The sequence below is a fragment of the Sphingobacteruim zhuxiongii genome, from assembly GCF_009557615.1.
Taxonomy (GTDB): domain Bacteria; phylum Bacteroidota; class Bacteroidia; order Sphingobacteriales; family Sphingobacteriaceae; genus Sphingobacterium; species Sphingobacterium zhuxiongii.
On the sequence record NZ_CP045652.1, the window covers coordinates 3383667 to 3406704 of the forward strand.

Annotated in this window: 21 protein-coding genes; 1 reads left to right on the top strand and 20 read right to left on the bottom strand. The window is 38.6% G+C overall.

All coding sequences use genetic code 11. From position 1 onward, the window contains the following. Positions 1 to 4: 4 nt before the first annotated feature. From GFH32_RS14295 to GFH32_RS14345, 11 genes are all read right to left on the bottom strand, one after another. Positions 5 to 1225 (bottom strand): UxaA family hydrolase, encoded by a 1221-nt coding sequence (locus GFH32_RS14295; protein WP_153512238.1) that lies wholly within the window; start codon positions 1223 to 1225, stop codon positions 5 to 7. After that, positions 1206 to 1499 carry a UxaA family hydrolase gene (locus GFH32_RS14300; RefSeq protein WP_153512239.1) on the bottom strand — a complete coding sequence of 98 codons (294 nt, stop codon included), beginning with the start codon at positions 1497 to 1499 and terminating at the stop codon, positions 1206 to 1208. The genes GFH32_RS14295 and GFH32_RS14300 overlap by 20 nt, the downstream gene beginning before the upstream one ends. A 9-nt stretch (positions 1500 to 1508) precedes the next feature. Next, positions 1509 to 2717, bottom strand: coding sequence for a glucose/galactose MFS transporter (gene gluP, locus GFH32_RS14305; protein ID WP_153512240.1), 1209 nt, complete (start codon positions 2715 to 2717; stop codon positions 1509 to 1511). 3 nt (positions 2718 to 2720) lie between these two features. Next, positions 2721 to 3473 (bottom strand): creatininase family protein, encoded by a 753-nt coding sequence (locus GFH32_RS14310; protein WP_153512241.1) that lies wholly within the window; start codon positions 3471 to 3473, stop codon positions 2721 to 2723. Between the two features lie 24 nt (positions 3474 to 3497). After that, positions 3498 to 5144 carry a RagB/SusD family nutrient uptake outer membrane protein gene (locus tag GFH32_RS14315; RefSeq protein ID WP_153512242.1) on the bottom strand — a complete coding sequence of 549 codons (1647 nt, stop codon included), beginning with the start codon at positions 5142 to 5144 and terminating at the stop codon, positions 3498 to 3500. 11 nt (positions 5145 to 5155) lie between these two features. Next, the gene (locus tag GFH32_RS14320; protein WP_160366833.1) at positions 5156 to 8494 is read right to left on the bottom strand and encodes a TonB-dependent receptor; all 3339 of its coding nucleotides are present in this window, start codon (positions 8492 to 8494) and stop codon (positions 5156 to 5158) included. 189 nt (positions 8495 to 8683) lie between these two features. After that, on the bottom strand, positions 8684 to 9904 hold the full coding sequence (locus GFH32_RS14325) for a FecR family protein (protein ID WP_153512244.1): 1221 nt from the start codon (positions 9902 to 9904) through the stop codon (positions 8684 to 8686). A 234-nt stretch (positions 9905 to 10138) separates the two neighbouring features. Then, positions 10139 to 11251 carry an SGNH/GDSL hydrolase family protein gene (locus tag GFH32_RS14330; RefSeq protein ID WP_153512245.1) on the bottom strand — a complete coding sequence of 371 codons (1113 nt, stop codon included), beginning with the start codon at positions 11249 to 11251 and terminating at the stop codon, positions 10139 to 10141. Beyond that, positions 11251 to 12066 (bottom strand): 3-keto-disaccharide hydrolase, encoded by an 816-nt coding sequence (locus tag GFH32_RS14335; protein WP_194285644.1) that lies wholly within the window; start codon positions 12064 to 12066, stop codon positions 11251 to 11253. Before GFH32_RS14335 ends, GFH32_RS14330 begins: the two co-directional genes overlap by 1 nt. A gap of 60 nt (positions 12067 to 12126) precedes the next feature. After that, complete coding sequence (locus GFH32_RS14340) at positions 12127 to 14613, bottom strand: TonB-dependent receptor domain-containing protein (protein WP_153512247.1); 2487 nt, start codon at positions 14611 to 14613, stop codon at positions 12127 to 12129. A 95-nt stretch (positions 14614 to 14708) separates the two neighbouring features. Further along, complete coding sequence (locus GFH32_RS14345) at positions 14709 to 14990, bottom strand: ATP-dependent Clp protease adaptor ClpS (protein ID WP_153512248.1); 282 nt, start codon at positions 14988 to 14990, stop codon at positions 14709 to 14711. Positions 14991 to 15058: 68 nt separating this feature from the next. On the opposite strand from GFH32_RS14345, the gene GFH32_RS14350 reads away from it, so the two are divergent. Continuing rightward, positions 15059 to 16105, top strand: a complete 1047-nt coding sequence (locus GFH32_RS14350) for a 3-oxoacyl-ACP synthase III family protein (protein WP_153512249.1) — start codon at positions 15059 to 15061, stop codon at positions 16103 to 16105. Positions 16106 to 16153: 48 nt separating this feature from the next. On the opposite strand, the gene GFH32_RS14355 is transcribed toward GFH32_RS14350, so the two are convergent. The 9 genes from GFH32_RS14355 to GFH32_RS14395 all read right to left on the bottom strand — a co-directional run bounded on the left by GFH32_RS14355 (position 16154) and on the right by GFH32_RS14395 (position 23020). Then, a complete protein-coding gene (locus GFH32_RS14355) occupies positions 16154 to 16834 on the bottom strand; it encodes a sterol desaturase family protein (protein ID WP_228384146.1) in 681 nt (226 codons plus the stop codon). 361 nt (positions 16835 to 17195) lie between these two features. Further along, a complete protein-coding gene (gene atpG / locus GFH32_RS14360) occupies positions 17196 to 18074 on the bottom strand; it encodes an ATP synthase F1 subunit gamma (protein WP_153512250.1) in 879 nt (292 codons plus the stop codon). A gap of 112 nt (positions 18075 to 18186) precedes the next feature. Then, positions 18187 to 19761 (bottom strand): F0F1 ATP synthase subunit alpha, encoded by a 1575-nt coding sequence (atpA, locus tag GFH32_RS14365; RefSeq protein ID WP_153512251.1) that lies wholly within the window; start codon positions 19759 to 19761, stop codon positions 18187 to 18189. A gap of 55 nt (positions 19762 to 19816) precedes the next feature. Next, the gene (locus GFH32_RS14370) at positions 19817 to 20359 is read right to left on the bottom strand and encodes a F0F1 ATP synthase subunit delta (protein WP_153512252.1); all 543 of its coding nucleotides are present in this window, start codon (positions 20357 to 20359) and stop codon (positions 19817 to 19819) included. Positions 20360 to 20385: 26 nt separating this feature from the next. Then, entirely contained in the window at positions 20386 to 20886 is a 501-nt protein-coding gene (locus GFH32_RS14375) for a F0F1 ATP synthase subunit B (protein WP_153512253.1), read from the bottom strand. Positions 20887 to 20988: 102 nt separating this feature from the next. Continuing rightward, the gene (gene atpE / locus GFH32_RS14380) at positions 20989 to 21180 is read right to left on the bottom strand and encodes an ATP synthase F0 subunit C (protein ID WP_099367593.1); all 192 of its coding nucleotides are present in this window, start codon (positions 21178 to 21180) and stop codon (positions 20989 to 20991) included. A 38-nt stretch (positions 21181 to 21218) separates the two neighbouring features. Beyond that, positions 21219 to 22307: a F0F1 ATP synthase subunit A gene (gene atpB / locus GFH32_RS14385; protein ID WP_153512254.1), complete on the bottom strand. Its 1089-nt coding sequence runs from the start codon at positions 22305 to 22307 to the stop codon at positions 21219 to 21221. Between the two features lie 88 nt (positions 22308 to 22395). Then, positions 22396 to 22800, bottom strand: coding sequence for a hypothetical protein (locus tag GFH32_RS14390; protein WP_153512255.1), 405 nt, complete (start codon positions 22798 to 22800; stop codon positions 22396 to 22398). Next, on the bottom strand, positions 22793 to 23020 hold the full coding sequence (locus GFH32_RS14395) for an AtpZ/AtpI family protein (protein ID WP_228384147.1): 228 nt from the start codon (positions 23018 to 23020) through the stop codon (positions 22793 to 22795). Before GFH32_RS14395 ends, GFH32_RS14390 begins: the two co-directional genes overlap by 8 nt. Positions 23021 to 23038 lie beyond the last annotated feature (18 nt).

The following is a 23038-nucleotide window of genomic DNA, read 5'->3' on the forward strand; positions in this document are numbered from 1 at the left end:
CATCTTAAGCTAAACAGGAAGGTCCTAAAGGTTCGAAGAACTTATAGCCGAGCGAAAACTCATAATGTCCAAGTTCTTCGGCTTTTGTCCGCTCTCCACGAACAGACGCAGCAATACAATCAATTATCTCATCCGCTATTTCATTCAGACTAGATTCACCAGAAAGAACTTTCCCAGCATTAATATCCATATTCTCTTCCATGCGTTGATAATTCTCTGGATTAGCCATTATCTTAATGACTGGCGAAATAGCAGAGCCAGCAACGGATCCTCTGCCGGTCGTGAACAAGACACACTGCGCTCCCGAGGCAATCAATTCATTCATTTCAGAAATATCGTTGGGATTTGGAAAACCAAAAGTTGGTACGCCATCGGGAACAATATCCATAAGATATAAACCAGATACTGTTGGTTGATCGCAAGGCTTCAAAAGTCCGACAATTGTTGATGATCCGCTTTTGCAATAGGCACCTATTGATTTCTCCTCCAAAGTAGTCAAGCCTCCCTCTGCATTTCCTGGAGCAAAGCTTCCATGCCCCATACTTGCATAATATAATGCTGCTTTTTCGATCGTTTGTTTTAAAATTTCGCCGAGTTCGGGTCTGCTTGCACGCCTTTGTAAATCATCCTCTAAACCGATCATCTCTCCCGTATTTTCAAAGATGCAAGTTGCGCCTTTCTCCACCAGTTTATCAAACGCTAAACCGGCAGCAGGATTCGCTGTTAAGCCACTTGTCGCATCGCTTCCTCCTGAAACAACACCAACAATCAAGTCTTCCCAGCAAATTGAAACTCTTGGCACTTTTTCGAGCTCCGAATTCGCTTCTAAAATAAATTGCCGTCCTTGTTCAATCGCATGCTTCGTTCCGCCGACCCGCTGTATACCAACAAAATGGACAGGACGTTTTGATGCTTCTACCTGCTCTTGTAGGGCTTTCCCATTGAAACTCTCACATCCTAGAGAAACCAATAAAACGGCACCGACATTAGGTTGTGTACAAAGGGCTTGCATCATACGCTCTGCATAGCTATTCGGATAACAGCCACTAAATCCAATGACTTGTACCTGTTGCTCATCAAATTGGGAAGCAATCTTTTGTGCGACGTGCCGCGCGCATTCAACCAAGTAGACAATTAGCGTAATATTTCGAATGCCTTTTCTTCCATCAGATCTCAAGTAACCCTCACCTAAGACCTGGCTTTTATTAACTCTTAAATCTGTCATCTTTGGAATATGTAGGTAAATAATCACTCTTGAGATTATGCAAATGCACATGCTCACCGGCACGAATTGCCTGTGTGGAAGATCCAATTGGAAGCCCAAATTTAATAACCTTCGCCCCTAAAGGGATATCCTTGACGGCGATCTTGTGCCCCCTTCCCAAATCGTAGGGAATGGTGACTATCAAGCCCAACATATCTAACTGTTCTCCCTTAACAACCGGCTCTCGTAATACGTAGACATTGTCTAGTTCATTGATTTTAAATAGCTTTCTCATTGTAATACTTTAACGTGGTCTTAATTTACTCCCCAAAAGCGCATAAAATAAAAGATATAGATATGCTGGTATACACACGATATAAGCCGTTTGATGTCCATATAGATCAGCTAAGTAGCCAAATATCAACGGCAGTACCGCTCCTCCTATGATTCCCATTACTAAGATTGAGGCACCTTGCTTTGTGAATTTCCCCAAATCTCGGAGAGCGAGAGGAAACACCGTTGGCCATAGTAGTGAATTCGCGAATCCTAGAGCAGCAACTAAATAAATAGAAATGGAAGGTTCAGAAAATAACAGAACAAAGGTCGTCGCGATTCCCAATAGTGTACAAATAACCAAACCTTGCCGTTGCGACAATCGTTTTGGGATTAAACTAACGCCACATAAGTAACCTAATACCATCCCTAGCGTGGTGTACCAGACATAGTTTTCAGGTCCTGAGAGACCTAAACTTTTCGCATAGTCATTGATAGATCCCAAGGCTATAATTTCAACGCCAACATCAAAAAAGATTGCAATCGCTCCCAAATAAAGATGTGGTATTTGAAAAATCGACGTCTTTGAATTACCATAGACAGAGTTGTCGAGATCTTCATCCGCAATATCTTCTCCCGGGGCAGAAATCTCTGGTAATGGAGACATATAAACTGCTATCCCTACGATGATTGCTATAACCGCAATGGAATAGAATGGAATCTCTAGATTATTTAGATCAACATCTTGTAAATCAAGAAACAGTGCCAAAATGAAAGAAGCTCCCGCTAATGCCAGTTTATCTGCAATCCCCATGATGCTAATTCGTTTCGCTGCAGAATCTGCGGGACCTAGAATAGTAACATAGGAATTAACAGAGTCTGTTAACAATGTTTGTGCAATCCCCAAAACAAATAAGCCAAGAAGAAAAAGCTCAAATCGAACTGTACTTGCCGAAAAAGCAATGATTGTAAAACCAATGGCAAGAATCAAAAAAGAAGTACAAATGGAATTCTTATATCCGATTCTCTTCAACAGCATTGCGGACGGAATAGCAAACACGACATAAGCAGAAAAAGTGGCCGTCATAATCAAGTATGAGGTTACCCTATTTAATGCAAATGCTTCTTGAACAAAAGGAATAAAATAGGCGTTGATGCCGATTGAAAACCCCAACACAGCATACATAAATCCAATAATAAACAAATACAGCTTTATATTGGCAGGTGTTAATGTTTTCATCGATTATCCTTTTGCGATCTGAGTTAACTTATTACGTAGATGATTTTTTACGCGTTCTAAAACCGTTTTTCCGTAATCTAAGTCAGCTTCTTTTGCAGTTTGTGTATACCACTTTTCATCAGAAAAATGATCCATATAAACGCCTTCTGGACAGACAGCCATCATCAGCCCTGTTTCCAACTTTCCGGCATGATCGATAGGATATTCACTCTGTATGGTATCGGATAGTAAAGGATATGCTTGAATCCAATTAAAAGGATTATCTCCATGTTCATGTCCTTCATAATAACTAGCTGAATCCGCTTTTCCCCACCATCCTTCACCAGATTGTTTCTCTAAGAAATCAAAGATTGTTTGTCTCGCCGCTAACTTAAATGATAGATCTGTAGGCATCCCTGCTGCAAAATTCTCACTTTGATGGTGCACAATAACATGAATATTCCTAAAGCCAATCCTTAGCAAGTTCATAAACAATGAACTTGCAAAAGGATAAAGTACTTCAGGTCTATTATGAATACTGCCATTGGCTTCAGGACCTTCCACTGCATAACTAGCAGCACCATAGTAGAATGCGGGAAGCATAATAAATGGAATTTCACTTTCTAATTGTGCTAAGGTTTCCGTGATCACCAGCGTATCGACTCCTGTACACAGATGTTCTCCATGATATTCTAATACCCCTAAAGGAAGAACAACTGGAATATTGTCAGCAATCGCTTGCCTAATCTGTTTTGGAATCATTAATTCGTATCTCATAATTCGATTTAATTTATTAGCTATTTACCAGCCTGGATTTTGTTCTAGATTGCCATTCTTATCAATTTCTCCTTGAGGAATAGGCATAAAATACATCTTGCTTTCAAATACGATAGGCGTAGCATCTACTTCCGGATAGATATAAGTAAATGTTCCATTAGAATGCTTTGTAATCAATGCACCATGATATTTCTTTCCGTTTAGTACTGACTCCGCCAACTTCCAACGTCTTAGATCCCAATAGCGTTTCTTTTCAAAACAGAATTCTACGTATCGCTCATTGCGAATTAATTCGCGCATTTGAACTTTGCTATGCGAACCAACCACTAAATCAGTGCTAATTCCAGCGCGTCTTCTCAATGTATTTAAGGCTTGATAGATAGATGCATCCGGAGAGGAAAGTGCCTCATTCTGCGCCTCAGCATAATTTAGTAACACTTCGGCATAACGCAATTCGATCCATGGTTGATCACTACCGGTATTTCCTGTATAGATCGTATTGTCAGGATTTATAGCTTTGCGCGTGTAGTAACTTGTAATCGTGTTGTAAATGGTATTTTCCTTGGAAGCATCGTAATCCCTACCCCCAGTATAGGTTTCCAACGTTATTTCGCGAACTGGAGGCCCTGAAGTTGTTCCTTTTACCTTCGATCCATTGAAAGCAATAAATGCATAGAATCGATCGTCACGACCTACATACGGATCGTTAGCATTATAATTGGAACCTGCTTCTTTAATACCTTTTCCATTTTTCATTGGAAAAGCATCCACTAACTCTTGAAGAGGTGATAGTTGACCGGCATTATTATTCGCTAATATTAACGGTCTTAAACCTGCATCCCAACTGTGTTGTTTTTCTGGTAACTTATACTGAATCTCAAAAATTGACTCAACGTGATTATTTGTTTTATCCAACCATATTTTATTTAAATCTGGATATAAACTATAACGATTTAAATCAATCAACTCTTTATTTACCTGAGCTGCTTCCGCCCACAATGTGCTCGTATTGCTCTCATTGTATAATGGACTTGCAGCGTAAAGAAGTGCTCGACCTAACAAAGCCATTGCCGCTCCTTGTGATGCGCGACCTCTCGGCGCCGCTGCAGGTAATTCATCTTTCGCCAGTTTCAGTTCTGCAATGATAAATTCGAACGTTTCTTTTGTTGTAGCACGTTTAACCATTAAGTCATCTGAAATATCTTGAGGACTGGTTATGATTGGAACACCACCGTAACGTTTAACCATATCAAAATATAGGAATGCGCGTAAAAAACGTGCCTCCCCTTTCAAGCGTTTTCTCGTGTCTTCCTCTAAAGTAGCGCCATCTATCTTTGCTAAAAACTCGTTAGCTCGACGGACTTGTTGGTAGGCCCAGAAATCTAATGGATTGTAAGTTTGATCCCACTGACCGCGGAGTATTTGATTGGGAGCATCGCCAGTATAATTACAGCGACCTTCATCGACGATGTTATCTTGCGTATTTGAATACTCATACCCTTGTCTGTCATTATACATCTGATTAACGAGTAACTCAATCAAATTTGCATCCGACCACACATCGTCTTCTGAAATAGCAGACGGGTTTTTAGGATTTAAAAAATCTGTTTCACAGGATGTTAAACCCATTGATAGGAAAATAACAACCGTAATATATTTGGTAATTTTCATAACTTCTTTGATTAAAATGATAGCATAACTCCTAAGTTGTAATTGCGTTGCTGAGGGTAATAATGCCCTGCTCCTGTTGCAGCTTCAGGATCCAACTCATCAATTTGACTAATGGTGAATAGATTGTACCCCGATACGTATACGCGCATTTTATTGACTTTGATTTTTTCAAGCCAATCGCCGGAGAAATTATAACCTAAATCCAATGATTTTAGGCGAACATATCCTGCCTTACGAAGCCAGAAATTAGAATCACGGTTATTGATAGAACGTGAGTCTACCCATGCAAGCGGGTACTTAGCGTCTGGATTTTCTGGCGACCATGAATCAGCGAAATAAGAGAAGTTATTGCTAGAACCACCATTCAGATACATCACACGTCCTGTTGCTGTAAGCATAATATTACGTTGTGAAGCTCCTTGAAAGAAGAAATTCATGTCGATATTTCTCCAAGAAACTGAACCATTGAATCCATACATAATTCGTGGTTCATTACCGTAGTCGGCAATTACTTTTTGGTCTTGTATCGTAATGGTTCCATCCCCATCAATATCAGCATACTTGATATCGCCGGCTAAACTCTGTAAACCAAATTGTTTTCCACCATACCAAGAGTCGGCTTCTTCTTTTGAGCGAAATAACCCTAGTGCCTCATATCCGGCGCGGTATCCGATAGGACGTCCCAATTGCTTGTTAAATTCCATAGCATTTGCAGGATCATCAATCTGTGTCACCTCATTTGTCGCATAAGAACCTACTAAACGGAAGTTATAACTCCAGTCGCTAATCGAGTTTTGGTGCCCTATAGTGAATTCAACCCCTTTGCTCTTTACTTTCGCATAGTTCTCGTTTGGCAATTGACGTCCAAAAGTTCCAGGTACAGATCTGTCCTTACTCCATAAGATATCACGAGTATGACGGAAGAAATAATCTACTTCGAAGTTTAACTTTGAATTCCATAAGCCCCATTCTAAACCAAAATTGGTATTATCTTGCTTTTCCCATGTAATATTAAAGTTCGGGTATACACCATATCCAACTTGTGGAACTGCTTGACCGTCTACTACAGGACCAGCTCCAGTTATAATATTATAACTTTCTAAAAACTGGTATGCATTTACGCGATCATTACCAATCAATCCTTTTGAAACACGTAATTTCAGGTTGTTGATAAAACTTAAACTCTCATTATTCTTGAAGAATGGTTCCTCAGAAATACGCCATCCTGCGGAAACAGCTGGAAAAAAACCAAATCGCTTTGCTTCTGGGAATCGATAAGAACCATCATATCGGAAAGTTCCTTCAAATAAATATTTTCCGGCGAACGCGTAGTTTACACGACCAACAACTGATCTTCGCGCATCATTGATATAACCTCTTCCATCGATCGACTGATTCGTCGGACCGCTTGCAAAAAATTCATCTTTGATGTTGGAAATAAAGTCTTCCTTTCTAGCGTTAAAGTTCTTACCCTTTGCACTATATTGCTCATATAATGCCATTGCAGCAACACTGTGCTTATTGAAATCACGAGCATAGTTTAATGAGATGTTGTATGTCGTGTTAGTTAGTGCATCAAATCCTTCAGAAAGTGAAGTTTTTCCACCTACCATTTTCTCATTTAGAATATTCCCTTGCGCATCCTCATCAAACATGGCGTACGGCATTGCGAACACCTTATTAAATGAATGCTGCTTATAATAAGAGAAGTTTCCATTTAGAGCCAATCCTTGCGTTAATACATCTAGCTTTTGATTGAAAAACAGAGTACCTTGGAAAATATCATATTCTTGGTCTTTATAGCCAGAATTCTTAATCATCTCAACCGGATGTGATCCCGTCGTATTCGCAGGACGTCCGCTCGGATGATAAGCTAAGCGAGTTGGCGAAGCATTGATAACACGGTGAAAAATATCTGAAGCATCCCAGCTTGGAGACTCAAATAATTCTTGTCTTGCTTCTAAATTTAGTCCAACAGTTAAACTGTTCGTGATAGATGCATCTATATTCGAACGAATATTATAACGCTTGAATCCAATATTGTCGTAAAGTCCCCCTTGATTTAAATAACCTAATGAACCGAAATAGCGAACAGATTCACTACCGCCTTGAAGACTTAGGTTGTGCTGATTTTGCGGGCTCGTATTTTTAAAAGTTTCTCCATACCAATCGGTACTGTTTTGTTTAAATCTCTCTAATTCAGCATCAGTATAGAAATTATTAGCTTGAATTGGATTACTAGGATCGTATCCTTGATTATAGAAAGCTTGATTTCTAGCTACACCATAATCGTAGGCGTTCATTAACGTTGGATATTGTGTTGGTTCTTGCAGACCTACCATACCTGAATAGGTTAAGACTGGTTTTCCGACTTTACCTCGTTTTGTCGTTATTAAGATAACGCCATTTGCTGCTCTCGCTCCATATACCGCAGCTGCAGAAGCATCCTTTAGAACAGAGATATTCTCTACTTCATTTGGATCAATGTTACCAAAGCCATCCGAACGAACAACACCATCAACAACAACAAGTGGATTGTTATCATTCAAAGTGCTTAATCCGCGAACTCGAATTGTCGAACCATTTCCTGGACGCCCATCCGAATTGACAGAAGATACTCCTGGCATTCTTCCGCCAATGGCATTTGACAAGTTGTTCGTCGGTGTTTTCGCAATTTCATCTCCACTTATAGTCGCAACAGAACCTGTTAAATTAATTTTCTTCTGTTTACCATACCCAACCACGACAACCTCATCAAGATCATCTACCAATTCCGATAAATTAATATTAACCGTTGTACGATTAGCAACTGCGACTTCTTTACTAGAAAACCCCATCAAACTAACAACGAGAATAGGATTTTGAACCGAATAGGAAAGTGAATACTCGCCCCTTTCATTTGTAGAAATCGCGGCAGCCGTATTTTTTATTGCGACAGTCACTCCAGCTAGTGGTTGACCTGCATCAGAACTAATCACCCCTTGTACCGTTCGCTCTTGTATAGCTACTGGGCTAAGCTCGATATTTTGTGTAGCGACCAATCCTTTTCCAGCATTGGAAGAACTTGGTTTAATAACGATAATATCATCCTGCATCTCCCAAGAAACAGGTTTCCCTTTCAACATCGATTCCAAAGCCAATGGTAGATCCATAGACTTCACGTTTACATTGACACGTAGCTCGGCAAGCTTACGCCCATTCAGAAAAAACTGCTTACCTGTTTGGTGCTGAATACTTCGCATGGCATGCACCAATGTGATGCCCTCTCCTTTTAAGGTAACCTGTTGTGCGAGTCCGTTCCCCATAACGGTGCAGATATTCAAGAAAGTTAATATGACTATTAATTTCATGGCTAGTAAAAATGGCTTTCCTAAAGACCGAATCCGATCTTTAACAATTGAATAAAAAATCATAATTTTAAGTGGTTTAAATTGTTTTATTACTTTTAATTGGCTTTCCTACTGCCCAATTGAGCATGTAATCGATTTAGATAACGTCCAGATAGTGTGGCAGCACTATTTGGACTCTTTTCGAAATCATTACTTTTTCACGACCAACCGAAAACGGTTGTTTTGTTTTTCCATTCTGAACTTTACACCTCCTTTTTCTAATGTCTTTAATACTGTGGATAGCTTATTTGAGCGCTTCATCTCCGCGAAAAACTGCGATTGAGGAATATCGCCTTCATAGAATACATCGAAATCATACCATCTACTAAGTACTTTTAATGCTTGATTAAGATCCGTGTTATTGAATACGAACATATCGTCTTTCCAACCAAGGATGTCTTCCGGATTAAAAGTAGACTTGACGACAGCACCCATTTGGGTAGTAGATTGTTCTCCAGGACTTAAATCCATGCTATTCGCTCGCTTATTTCCATATAGGACACGTACTTTTCCATGCAACAAACTTGTTTTTTCATGTGCATCGTCTTCATATGCTTCAACGTTAAAAGCAGTACCTAAAACTTCGATAACCTGATTCTTAGTCTTAATTGAAAAAGGCGTACGAACTGGAGTCTCAGCTCCCGCAGTTAAATGTTTCTTTGCTTGTACTTCGAAATAACCCTCACCAACAAGTTCAACATGTCGTTCTTCAGATTTAAATTTCAATGGATACCGCAATTTACTACCGGAGTTCAACCAAACCTTCGTTCCATCAGACAAGACTAATTGATATGTTCCTCCCTTTGGTACTTCCAAACTCAACATTTGAACAGTGCCAATACCTTTAGCATCAGAGATAGCAGAGCCATCAACGTAGGATAAATCATCTCCCATCCGCAAGCCAGACTTCTCGGCATTTAACTCAATGATCTTACCATTATCTAATCGAAGAATAGCACGCGACGAGGGGTTAGGAATTTCACTTACGATTTCTATGTTAGAATTAGACTTCTCATTTTGGTAATGAAAAAAAAGATAAGACAATGTACAGATCAATAAGAACGAACATGCTACTTTAAACCATGGAAATCGCAATGTTTTCGTAGGATTTGAAAGCGAATTATCGCTCCTTATCTTTTGCCTCGTTTGTTCTTGTAAGCGACTATCCCAGGATGACTCATCAGATTGATCTAACTCAATCTTCTGCACCAGATCATCCCACAGTTGTCCATCTTCATCAATCTTGTCTAATATTTGTTGAGAATGCGGATTCCCGGCAGCCCAGGCATCAAGTATGGAAGTTTCCTCTTTACTGATGCTGCCGTCAATTCGCTTCTGGAGAAGCAATACTATTTCATCAAGATTATACATTGGCTATTAATAATTTCACTAGAAACGGTATTCATATAGAAACCTTAGTAAAAAAGTAGAATTAATTTCAAATTATATAGACATCGAAGATATAGGCATCCTGCATTGCTTCAAAATGAAATGATAATCAACTGATAACGAACAGTATCGAGATTATCTCAAGAAATTAAATGAACAAAAAAAGACAGGCTCAAACTTGAACCTGTCTTTTTAAACTTTAATATTTAATACGATCTACAGAATCTTTCGAAGAAGTTTTGTGTAGGCATCTGATATTTTCTTCATCCCAATATCATTAGGATGCGCATAATCTACAGTCGATTCGATATCAAAACCAATATCTTGGCTAGAGACCCAATAAATATTTCGATCTCCTTTAACTTTTATTTCTTTGAAAGTTTCAAAGGCAACAACGGAAGAAGATCCATATTCTGAAAGGTTCGTCTTACTCATAATGCCTGGCACCTCACTTGAACTATGTGCCATCAACATGATAGGTGTTTTTGGATGATTCTTACGTAATGTCGCTACAGCATTGATGATAAGCTTCTTTAAGTCATCAGCTGATCGATCTTTTGTTAACGCCAAATTCGGTATGCAATCAAGCAAATAAGCTGCTGCATCAACATCATTGATTAAGTCTAGAATAGGTTGCTCTAGACGACCATTTCCTGAAAACGCCAGATTAATTACAGGTTGTGTAAAATTACGACCAAGCATATTCGTCCATCCTAACCCAGGACGTGTTGCACATGCCCCCTGAGCTATAGAAGTACCATACACAATGATCGGCTTTTCCGTATTTCTCTTAAACTCGAAACTTGCGCCATCCTTCACACCGATTTCCATCCAGTCTACCGCGTTGTACAAAGGAAGATACAGTCTATATTTATTGCCAGCAGACTCAACGGCAAGATTTTCATAGGTGTAGGTAATTGTATCTGCAAACTTGTATTTGCCAAATGACCACTTCCAATTCAGCTTGTTTTTGCCCTGAGCATAAAGATCAACACCACTGACTCCGGTAGTTGGCATATGCGGCATATTTAGCGCATTTTTTACTTTATAACGCACAAACACTTCAGGCGAATTCGAATCGAATTCTATATAAATTCCTGCCGCTTGTTGTCCCAAGTACCAAACGGGTTCACGAACTTCCGATTTCAAATACTGAGGTAATCGTGCATAACCATCTTCTATTTTTAAGGCCGCAGTACGTCCTTGCAAAGCAGTTTCAACTAACGGATTATGCCAACTGATACTTTGTGCCATTAAACTACTTACTGTCACAAGCAAGAAAAGAGAACTTAAAAAGCTCTCTTTCCAAATATGAAGCTGTCTCTTCATTATAATACTTTTACTGTTACATTTCTAAGCCAGATATCATCGCCATGATCTTGAAACCCGATTACACCGGATTTACTCTTCCCTCCAACGTTATTTAACAATTCGAAGGCTAATGGCCATTTCTCTTTACTGAATTTGCTAGTTTGTAATAGTTCTGTCCAAGAAGTTGACCATAAATCGTACTCAACTACTTTTTCATCATTTTGGTAGTGCGTAACTTTTCCTTTATTGACTACAATCTTAGCTCTATTCCATTCACCTGCAGGGAATGCATTTTGCGGTTTTGCAGGAATCATATCATACAAAGAAGCTGATTTACGGTTGCCGTCGACGCCTTGTTTAGCATCAGGATGATTTTGGTTATCCAGCAATTGATATTCAGGAGACGAAATGTAAATAGGTTGATTTTTAACCTCTTTTGCTAGGAAGAATACTCCTGAATTACCTGCATGAGAAATCTTCCATTCGAATTCTAATTCAAAATTCTTAAAGTCATGCGCAAAAATAATATCACCACCTTCAGCCTTCGCATTGCCACCTGGTGCTTTAGAAAATTTCAAAGTACCATTATCAATTGCCCATTTCGTTGGGACATGATCTTTATTGTAACCTCTCCACCCATTTAATGAAGAGCCATCGAATAACACATAGGCACCAGAAGAATTCTTCTTAAAATCTTTAAGCTCTACTTTAGGGAGATTATTCAGTTCATACGCTGGTTGCGCTTGAGGCGCTGTTGTCGTTGATTTAGTAGCACATGAACCTAATGTCAATCCAAGAATACTGATTAACACATACCCAAAATTTCTTTTCATAGTCATTAGTTGATTAAGTTGAAAGGCTAAATTTAGTGAAACATATTGTAAATCCAAGACCTAAAATTGCTGACCTTCCATGTCGCCCATATCATTTTGTTCTCTTTTTTCTTTCTTATTTAGATCTTGAATTCCAAATCGATAAGAGAAAGATAGCGTCACCATTCGACGCATCCAACGGTGAGAAAAATGCATTTGACGATCCGCCAAATAGTTCTTCATTTCAAATTTTCTGGAATTGAAAACATCACGAGCGTTTAAACTCAAAGTTCCCTTTTTCTTTAGAATATCTTTTTTAACCGCTACATCAATACCCTTCATCGCTTCCATTTGCCCTTGCATAGTTTTCATTCCACTGCGATAATCTCCACGTATCTGCGCAGAGAAAGTAGGTGTAAATTTCAAATTGGTTGTCAAATTACCATTCCAACTAAATGACTCTCGTTCGTTCAATCCCAATCCAGGTTTAGGATTAAATTTAATAGATGATAAGTTTAAGTTTCCTGTAACATCCCACCAGTTAGTCAAGTTAACTTTGGAAATTAATTCAAATCCCACAACATCCATATCGGATGCGTTTTCCCATTTAGAATAATTTACATTCGTACGATCACCAACAATGTCAGCAATCATCGACGGATCATAAAGTACAGGTTGTACTTGGTCATTTACATGACGATAGAATGCCGAAGCTACAAAATTCCACTTATCATAGAATTTGGAAAACCCTAATTCCATCGCATGAATATCTTCTGGCAATAAGTTTGGATTCCCTTGCATAAAATTCTGTTCATCCGACATATTGATAAACGGATTCACTTGCCAACCTCGAGGGCGTTGTACGCGACGTGAATAACTTAATTGAACTTTATCTGTCTTTGCCTCTCCAACTGCATAACTCAAAAACACACTTGGATATAGTCGAAAATAATCAAGCTTACCGTCTGCACGGATTGGGATTGCTGGAGCATCCTTATCAAAAGAATAGATACTTGTATTTAAATAAGCTTGCTCGGCACGCAGACCTACCTGTGCACCTAAGCGGCTGGTAATTTTACGTTGATAATTCACATACAATGCGTGAACAGCACTGTTCATATCAAAATCATTAGTTACAGAATAATCGGGAGCAAACTGATTCGTTAAGCTATCTAGCAATTCGGAATATTGGCTCTCATCAGCATAGCGTAGAATAGTGCGATACCCCGCCTCAAACTTATGGTCTTCGCCTAGAGGCAGCGTATAATCTAATTGAAAATTCCAATTCTTACCCAATTCCGATGTAGTATTTTGGCGCCTTAAATCGGCGATTCCACTTGCGTAAGTTTGATGAAAATCATTTGTTCCATCCTCCGTATCGTATCCGAATGATACATTAGCCATAAGCTCTTCCCCTTCACGATTAAAGGTTCTCTTGTAATCTAATTGACCATCTACTCCAAAATCTTGCTCCTCCTGCATCGCATTCCGAAAACTACTTGCTCCATATTGTGGGATATTCCAATATTGATAATTGATCTTTCTATCGCGGTCATTATCACGAATACTCAAATTCCCGGCGATGCTAAGGGAGTTTTTATCATTGATATAATAATCAGAACCTAAGCGAACCGTATGGTTATAACCCAAGCGAGAACTTTCATCTTCGCTTCGAGTTCTAGGACTCAGATCGGTAACTTGTCCATTGATATATTCTGTATTATCGTTAAATCCATCACCCATAGAATTTCTACGCGCAAAATTATAGCTGCCGAAATAATTAACTTTTCCAGGTCTGTAATTTAGAGTCACACCAGCATTTGCGTTTTCATAATTCCCGACAGACGCATTTACAGATCCATTTAAACCTATACGAGCGTTCTTCTTTAGAATAATATTAACGATACCTGACTGTCCTTCAGCATCATATCTCGCAGATGGATTAGTGATAATCTCCACTTTATCAATAGCTTCTGCTGGAAGCGATTGAAGAAATGCGTTGATGTCAGAACCCGCCATTGCAGATTCCTTGCCATCTACTAAGATACGAACGGACGTTGATCCACGAAGGCTAATTGCACCGTCCGACTCTACTTGTAAAGTAGGAACATTGCCTAAAAGCTCTTGTGCACTCCCGCCAATACTAATTGTACTTTGCGAAACATCGAATACCTTTTTATCAATTCCAATTCTCAGATCAGGAACTTTACCCTGTACAACAACTTCCTCGATTTTTTTTCCATCTTCCAAAAGGGTGATCTTTCCAACATTCAAATCTTGATTATTGGAAAGCACGATACTGCCTCGATTATATGTTTCGTGACCTAAGAAACTTATTTGGATACGATAGTTACCAGCGGATAAACCGTCAAAGGCAAAAGAGCCGGCCTTATTGGTCTGTTGTCCTTTGTTGCTTCCTTTGGAGGCTTCTGGTATCAAATTAACGCTAGCACCGATTGCCAAAGTCTTTCCGTCTTGTTCATAAACGGATCCGCGAATGATGCCTTTTTGGGCGAATAAAATAAAGGGAAATAAAAATAGAATGAGGAGTAAATGTGTCTTCTGCATGCAATATGGGCGTTTCTAGTAGTAAGACGCAAAATTGCACAATAAAGCGAGAAGAAAACCTATCGTAACTGTATTATTACGTGGGTTTTATGCCGCTATTCAATACTTACGGTAAGGCCTTCCGATTTTAAGATCTTACGATACACCTCCATCTCAGTATAAGTTCCCTCAAGAATTGCACACTTACCTTTGTTGTGAACGGTCCAAGCAATACGAGCAGCTTCTTCCTCACCATATTGAAGATAGTACATCAAACATTCGATAACGTGATCAAATGTATTGGTATCGTCATTCCATAAAATCAATCGATTCGATTCTTTCGTTACGGCTAGTATCTCTTCAAGTGTAAATGCCTCGGTTTCTACCTCTACGCTCATAAAGCAAAAATAGCTTATTTTTCAAATAATTCCTTAATTTTGGCGAATTGTTTATTTATAAAAACCCTATGTTTCAATCAAAAATAGCTGGACTAGGCTACTATGTCCCTAAGAATGTATATACCAATAATGATATGACACGTTTTATGGAGACCTCTGATGAATGGATCCAGGAACGTACGGGTATCAAAGAACGTCGATTTGCAAATCGAATTGGTGAAACAACGACAAGTATGGCAGTAGAGGCTTCTAAAATTGCAATAGAACGTGCCAATACCACTGCTGAAGAAATCGACTTTATCATTTTTGCAACATTATCACCCGATTATTACTTCCCTGGCTGTGGTGTATTATTACAACGCGAAATGGGAATGAAAGAAATAGGCGCACTGGACATTAGAAATCAGTGTTCCGGATTTGTATATGCCCTGTCTATTGCCGACCAGTTTATAAAAACTGGCATGTATAAGAATATACTAGTGGTAGGCTCTGAGAAGCATTCATTTGCTCTAGATTTTTCAACACGCGGCAGAGCGGTCTCCGTAATTTTTGGCGACGGCGCTGGTGCGGTAGTTCTACAACCTACAACGGAAGCAGGAAAAGGTATTCTAAGCACTCATCTACATTCCGATGGGGCTGATGCTGAAAAGTTAGCGATGTACTATCCTGGAGCTTCTTCGGGCTGTTATTTGGACGAAATGCCAGCATGGCCTGAGCAAGAGCTGGGCGGCATGTTAATGACCAAAGAAATGCTCGAAGACGGATCAGCATTTCCTTATATGGATGGCCAAGCCGTATTCAAAAAGGCTGTTGTGAAATTTCCAGAAGTTATTCAAGAGGCATTAGCTAAGAACGGATTAAAATCTACCGATATCGATATGCTCATACCACATCAAGCGAATTTGAGAATCTCTCAATTTGTTCAGAAGACAATGGGTCTACCCGATGAAAAGGTATTTAATAACATACAGAAATACGGTAATACGACCGCTGCCTCAGTACCCATTGCATTATGTGAAGCTTGGGAACAAGGGAAAATAAAAGAGGGAGACCTCGTTTGCCTTGCAGCATTCGGTGCAGGATTCACCTGGGGCTCAGCTTTGATCCGCTGGTAATAGATCATTCATAAAAAAGCGGGCTATTCCTAGGAATAGCCCGCTTTTTTATGAATGATCTATTGTTTCACCTGTCATCTGCTTTTTGACTTCCGTCTTTGTCGGCTTCTTTATAGGAAAACCAGAGTTAAAGAACACATCCCAAATCGAAGAGCTCACACCAAAACCTTTCTCAGGATCTGAGTAGTGATGTAACATATGATGATCTTTTATCTTTTTAAAGAATCCAGATTTAAAATTAGCATGATGCATGGCATAGTGACTCTCATCGTAGATTAGATATCCCAGTAGAAATCCAGCGAAAAATGCCGCCAAAATGTACTCTGAGAGGAAAACACTAAATAGAATATAAATAATCGCTGCCATTGGAATACTAGCTGATAACGGCATTACTAAACGTAAACGATCTTTGGGAAAATCATGGTGAACACCATGAAAGATAAAATGAATGCGTTGCCCCCAAGCAGACTTAGGTTCAAAATGAAATACCCAGCGATGCAACACATATTCCGCGAACGTCCAAAAGGCTAATCCAAAAATAAAGTGCAAAAACACATCCATGGACGACATCTCACCTTGCACAGAGGCCTTCCAAACATAATAAATGATTACTGGAATCCAGCAAATTAAGGGAACTGTAAAATGAACCTTCGTCAATGACTCTAAAAAGTCATTTTTGAACATTCTCGATGATTCCGTCGAATTAGAAACGTATAACTTCTTCGCCATATCACATGTATTAATAAGAATTCTTTAAACGAGTTAATAACACCGCTGCAACAAAGCATTGGCTAAATAATGATAAAACAAATGTAGTTAAAAATGGTTCTGACAAGCGTCAATAACTGATATTTTGACATTTAATAGATAAAAGTCAGTATGATAGGCAGTGTAGGCGAAGGAACCTACAAGTACTTAGGCTAGACGTGAACATACAAACACGAAGCGATAATCAGAAAATTAATCACTTCCCAAATCAACAAGCTATCTCAATTAAAAAACAAAGTTCTAAAAACGAGATTAATGCCGAATAAACACAAAAAAGCCACTACGTAATGTAGTGGCTTTCCTTATACAAATTTTGTTTTACTTATCCGTTTGAAAGCGCTGCCGCACCAGAAACAATCTCTGTTAACTCGGTTGTAATAGCAGCCTGACGAGCTTGGTTGTAAGATAACTTCAATGAACGTAATAAATCACCTGCGTTTTCAGTTGCTTTATCCATTGCAGTCATACGAGCACCATGTTCTGAAGCATTCGAATCTAATACAGCCTTGAAAAGCTGAATCTTAATTGCTTTAGGAATTAACTCCTCAATAATCTTCTCTTTCGAAGGTTCGATAATGTAATCTAATTCTGCAACATTCTCATTCTTTTCCTCAGGCAAAAGAGGTAATATCTGCTCTGAAGTCAAAATCTGAACAGCAGCATTACGGAATTGGTTATATACAACCTCTACGCGGTCAATATTTCCCTCTTTAAACTGCTCCATAACATATTCAGTTACTTTAGATACATTTTCGAAATCTAAGTTGTTGAACAATTCATTATGGTTTCCAATTACATTAAAGTTACGTCTACTAAAGAAATCATGACCTCTCTTACCGATAGCAATAATACTAACATCGCCTCTTGCAAATTGATCCGCATATTTATTAGCGATCAAATTGTTGGCTGTTTTAATCGCATTCGCATTGAATGCACCAGCCAAACCTCTATTTGAGGTAACCACAATAACCATCACCTTAGTCGGAATACGGTCTTGCGTATAAGGCGAATTATTACCTTCTACAGATGCTGAAACTTGCGCAAGAATATCTCTTAATTTATTTGCATAAGGACGTAATTGCACGATAGCATTTGTTGCACGCTTCAACTTCGCAGCCGAAACCATTTTCATAGCTTTCGTAATCTGTTGAGTCGAAGATACTGAGGTAATACGATTTCTAACTTCTTTTAAGTTTGCCATATTTCTTTTTTAGATATAAGATCTTAGATTTCGAAGGAGTGATTTATCGACCTTGAGTCTTATAAATCACCCATTCTAATTTAATATCTAATGTCTATACGCTAATGTCTAATTAATACTTAGAAGATAATTCTTTAGCTACCTTCTCTAATACATCAGTTAACTCATCAGAAAATTTACCAGCCTTTAATGCTGACAATACTTCTGGATGACGTTGTTCCAATTGAGTTAAGTATTCTTCTTCGAATTGTCTTACTTTATTTACAGGAACAGCACGTAATAAACCTTTTGTACCAGCGTAAATAATCGCTACTTGCTTTTCTACTGAAACTGGTGAATATTGACCTTGTTTCAAGATCTCCACGTTACGAACACCTTTATCCAATACAGCTTTCGTAGCAGCATCTAAATCCGAACCGAATTTTGCGAATGCTTCTAACTCACGGTATTGAGCTTGATCTAATTTCAAGGTACCAGCAACTTTCTTCATGGACTTAATCTGCGCGTTACCACCAACACGTGATACCGAGATACCTACGTTGATCGCTGGACGAATACCTGCGTTGAATAAGTTAGATTCCAAGAAAATCTGACCATCAGTAATGGAAATAACGTTAGTTGGAATATATGCCGATACGTCACCCGCTTGAGTTTCAATGATTGGAAGGGCTGTTAATGAACCACCACCTTTTACTAAGTGTTTAATAGACTCAGGAAGATCGTTCATGTTACGTGCAATCGCATCAGAAGTGTTGATTTTAGCCGCACGCTCTAATAAACGAGAGTGAAGGTAAAATACGTCACCTGGATACGCTTCACGACCTGGAGGACGTTTTAATAATAAAGACACCTCACGGTAAGCCACCGCTTGTTTAGATAAATCATCATAAACGATTAATGCAGGGCGACCTGTATCACGGAAGAACTCACCGATTGCAGCACCCGCCATTGGCGCGTAGAACTGCATTGGAGCAGGATCAGCTGCAGAAGCAGAAACGATCACTGTATAAGGCATAGCACCTCTTTCTTCCAGTGTACGAACGATGTTTGCCACTGTAGAGTTCTTTTGACCTATAGCAACATATATACAGAATACTGGTTGACCAGCTTCGTAGAATTCTTTTTGATTTAAGATCGTATCGATACATACCGCAGTTTTACCTGTCTGACGGTCACCGATTACTAACTCACGTTGTCCACGACCAATAGGAATCATCGCATCAATTGCTTTAAGACCTGTTTGTAATGGCTCAGTTACTGGCTGACGGTAAATAACACCTGGCGCTTTACGCTCGATAGGCATCTCATAAGTCTCTCCAGCGATAGGTCCTTTACCATCAATTGGCTGACCTAACGTATTTACTACACGTCCTAACATACCTTCACCTACTTTAATAGATGCGATACGGTTTGTACGTTTAATAGTATCACCTTCTTTAATTTCATCAGAAGAACCTAAGATTACAACACCAACGTTGTCTTCTTCTAAGTTCATCACGATACCTTGTAGTCCGTTTGCAAATTCAACCAACTCTCCTGATTGAACTTTTGTTAAGCCGTAAATACGCGCAATACCGTCACCTACTTGTAATACGGTACCCACTTCTTCTAATTCGGCCTCTGACTTAAAGCCTGACAATTGCTCTCTAAGAATTGCCGAAACTTCATCTGGTCTTACCTCTATCATTGTTTAAATTCGTATAAGGGGTTTTTTATTCTATTATTTCTTCGATTCGCTAGGCTTAAATTTGGCCAGCGAAATGTCTTTCTAATTTTGCTAATTTACCGTTGATACTTGCATCTACTTGCTTATCACCAACACGAACTACAAAACCACCAATTAAAGATTTATCAACCTTATTAGATAGAATAACTTCTTTATTGATTTGTTGTGCGATAGCCGTACGCAAAGCTTGTAAATTATCGTCGGATAATGGAGCTGCTGAAGTTACTTCTGCTTTCACGATTCCTTTCACCTCATTGTACTCAGCGATGAACTCTTGAGCAGTAGCATATACCAATTCAGCACGTCCTTTTCTCACCATGATTTGAAAGAAACCAATAATCTCTGGCTTCACCTTACCTTGGAATAATGCATTCAAAATCGCCAACTTCTTATCTGCTTTGATAATTGGGTTTTTTAATACAGCTTGCAACTCTGTACTCGATTTAATAATCGACACGATTTCTTCCATGTCGCCTTTAATCTCGTCTAAGTTGTTATGCTCTTTTGACAAATCAATTAATGACTTGGCATATCTTGAAGCTACTTTGAAAACTGACATACGTTAATTCTTAATTTGGTAAGCAATTAGTTTAATTTCACATCCTTCAACAAGTCAGAAACTAATGCTTCTTGCTTGTTTTGATCTTCAAACTCTTTGCTTAATACTTTACGCGCAATATCCAAAGATAATGCAGACACTTGATTTTTAACCTCTGCTAAAGCTTTTTGTTTTTGATCTTCGATCTCACGTTTTGCTTGCTCGATGATTTTACCACCTTCAGTTTGTGCTGCTTCTTTCGCTTCAGCAACGATTTTATCTTTCAATTCCTTTGCTTCTTTCAAGATGATATCACGTTCTTCACGAGCTTGCTTTAATAAAGATTCATTCTCGTTTGTTAAACGCGCCATCTCTAACTTCGCTTTCTCAGCAGATGCCAAAGCATCAGAAATACCTTTCTCGCGTTCCTCTAAAGCATTTACAATAGGCTTCCAAGCAAATTTACCCAAGATAAAGATAACAATCAATAAGATGATCAATTGCCAGAAGAACAGACCGTAGGAAAACTGATTAATTAATGCGTCCATTTATGTATGTATAAAATATAGATGTTAATTTCTTTTTTTTGTTAAAACATAACTTGTAACCAACCGTCACAAGTTATGCTTAATTTTTTGTAACCTTTGGGCTTATTTACCTAAGATTAAAGCACCGAATGCTAAACCTTCTACAAGGGCACCGATGATGATCATTGCAGTTTGAATTTTTGATGCTGCTTCTGGTTGACGAGCGATAGCTTCCATTGCAGAACCACCGATTTTACCTAAACCTAAACCTGCACCAATTACGATTAAACCTGCACCTACTAAATTTGGGATCATAATAATTATTATTTATATAATTTAACAAAAAAATTCGACTAGTGATGAGCGTGTTCTTCAACTGCCATACCGATAAATAACGATGACAACATGGTGAAGATAAACGCCTGTAAAAATGCAACCAATAATTCAAGGAAGAATAAAATCAATGTTAATAACATCGAAACACCAATACTACCTGGAATTGTTAATTGTTGTTGGAATAAATAAACGATTGCGATTAATCCCATTACTACAGAGTGACCCGCTGTAATATTTGCGAATAAACGAAGCATCAACGAGAACGGCTTAGTAAACATACCTAACACCTCGATTGGCGCTAACACAAATTTAAACGGAACTGGAACGCCTGGCATCCAGAAAATGTGTTTCCAATAATCTTTATTCGCTTTAAAGTTTGTAATAACGAAAGTGAATAACGCTAAACACAATGTGATTGAGATATTACCAGTAACGTTAAAACCTAGTGGAGTTAAACCTAATAAGTTCAATGTGAAGATTAAGAAGAATACCGAAAGTAAATACGGCATAAATTCTTTATAACGGTGTCCGATATTAGGAACTGCCATTTCATCACGCACATAAAGTACTAATGGTTCCAATACACGAGCAAAACCTTTAGGGATTGCATTCGCACCATTTTTATACGTTTTGGCTAAGCTGATAAATCCAACGAATAACAACACTGCAGTTAACATTAAACCTACGACGTTTTTAGTAATCGAAAAGTCTAACGGTTTAGCATTCGTAGCATGGTGTTTATCATCATAGTTGATGGTACCTGCTGCGTCAGTCTTGTAGATTTTACCGTGGTAAAGCTTGTAATAATTACCAGCCTTCTCCACTACTTTATCGCCATGTTCAAACTCTGCAGCTGAAAATACATGGAGTCCGTTATCGATCAAAATAACAGGAAGCGCGATACCGTAGTGTTTACCAGCTTTCGCGTCGCTGAAGAACGTCCAATAATAATCATCTTGTAAGTGATGATCAATGTGTTCTTTGATTTCTTGATCTTTTGTTTTTCCCTCAGTTCCATGTGCTTCCTCAGCAGCGAACGAGCGGAATGGGCTTACAGCGATAAATAATACTGTGATAAATAAAAGTACTCTTCTAAGACTCACCATTTTAACTAGTGTTGAATTATGACAAATTTTGCGCAAAAATACAATTTTATTTGGCATTAGTTCATATTTATAAAAACTTTTTGAAAATTTACTTTTCCACATGACGCCCCTCGGTATTAAGCAAACGGAATGCTATGTAGACGTCGAAAAATAGGTATAAAAAGAATACTCCCAAGAAATTCAATTCAATGAAATTATTCTCTAATAAATCTAGGCCAGAATGAATAAAAATATAGCTCGCCACAGACTTCAATAACATCGCTCCTAGGAACACAAAACCAAGTTGTTTTGGCATCGCATATTCTGCTCCATAAAGGAACAAAATCATAATTAATGAAGAGATTGATCCGAAGATATACAAACTCGCTAAACTATAATCTGTACCAATCCACCAGTGATCTTGATCATTAATCTTGAGAACAAAATAATGTAACCCATAGGCAACACCAGTTACTAGAACTAAGTAGATTAAGAATTCGAATATTTTATTCATTTTTATTGATATAGTTTACCTGTCTAATAAATTGGTACATAGAAACCAATACGCCGAGCATCGTCAAACCCTTCATCCACCACTCCCCTTCTACCTGATATTTCCCGTCTAACCATGACCCCACCCAATAAAATGCATAAATGGTCACTCCCATTTGAAAGGGCATACTCGTGAAAACCAACCATTTATTAACTTTACCGTTTGAATTCTCGTTTTTCAATAGCGTCCGATTTCAGCA

Bases quoted from the DNA above. Each gene is read 5' to 3' on its own strand.
- GFH32_RS14295 (WP_153512238.1), bottom strand. From the start codon at position 1,225: ATGACAGATTTAAGAGTTAATAAAAGCCAGGTCTTAGGTGAGGGTTAC.
- GFH32_RS14300 (WP_153512239.1), bottom strand. From the start codon at position 1,499: ATGAGAAAGCTATTTAAAATCAATGAACTAGACAATGTCTACGTATTA.
- gluP (WP_153512240.1), bottom strand. From the start codon at position 2,717: ATGAAAACATTAACACCTGCCAATATAAAGCTGTATTTGTTTATTATT.
- GFH32_RS14310 (WP_153512241.1), bottom strand. From the start codon at position 3,473: ATGAGATACGAATTAATGATTCCAAAACAGATTAGGCAAGCGATTGCT.
- GFH32_RS14315 (WP_153512242.1), bottom strand. From the start codon at position 5,144: ATGAAAATTACCAAATATATTACGGTTGTTATTTTCCTATCAATGGGT.
- GFH32_RS14320 (WP_160366833.1), bottom strand. From the start codon at position 8,494: ATGAAATTAATAGTCATATTAACTTTCTTGAATATCTGCACCGTTATG.
- GFH32_RS14325 (WP_153512244.1), bottom strand. From the start codon at position 9,904: ATGTATAATCTTGATGAAATAGTATTGCTTCTCCAGAAGCGAATTGAC.
- GFH32_RS14330 (WP_153512245.1), bottom strand. From the start codon at position 11,251: ATGAAGAGACAGCTTCATATTTGGAAAGAGAGCTTTTTAAGTTCTCTT.
- GFH32_RS14335 (WP_194285644.1), bottom strand. From the start codon at position 12,066: ATGAAAAGAAATTTTGGGTATGTGTTAATCAGTATTCTTGGATTGACA.
- GFH32_RS14340 (WP_153512247.1), bottom strand. From the start codon at position 14,613: ATGCAGAAGACACATTTACTCCTCATTCTATTTTTATTTCCCTTTATT.
- GFH32_RS14345 (WP_153512248.1), bottom strand. From the start codon at position 14,990: ATGAGCGTAGAGGTAGAAACCGAGGCATTTACACTTGAAGAGATACTA.
- GFH32_RS14350 (WP_153512249.1), top strand. From the start codon at position 15,059: ATGTTTCAATCAAAAATAGCTGGACTAGGCTACTATGTCCCTAAGAAT.
- GFH32_RS14355 (WP_228384146.1), bottom strand. From the start codon at position 16,834: ATGGCGAAGAAGTTATACGTTTCTAATTCGACGGAATCATCGAGAATG.
- atpG (WP_153512250.1), bottom strand. From the start codon at position 18,074: ATGGCAAACTTAAAAGAAGTTAGAAATCGTATTACCTCAGTATCTTCG.
- atpA (WP_153512251.1), bottom strand. From the start codon at position 19,761: ATGATAGAGGTAAGACCAGATGAAGTTTCGGCAATTCTTAGAGAGCAA.
- GFH32_RS14370 (WP_153512252.1), bottom strand. From the start codon at position 20,359: ATGTCAGTTTTCAAAGTAGCTTCAAGATATGCCAAGTCATTAATTGAT.
- GFH32_RS14375 (WP_153512253.1), bottom strand. From the start codon at position 20,886: ATGGACGCATTAATTAATCAGTTTTCCTACGGTCTGTTCTTCTGGCAA.
- atpE (WP_099367593.1), bottom strand. From the start codon at position 21,180: ATGATCCCAAATTTAGTAGGTGCAGGTTTAATCGTAATTGGTGCAGGT.
- atpB (WP_153512254.1), bottom strand. From the start codon at position 22,307: ATGGTGAGTCTTAGAAGAGTACTTTTATTTATCACAGTATTATTTATC.
- GFH32_RS14390 (WP_153512255.1), bottom strand. From the start codon at position 22,800: ATGAATAAAATATTCGAATTCTTAATCTACTTAGTTCTAGTAACTGGT.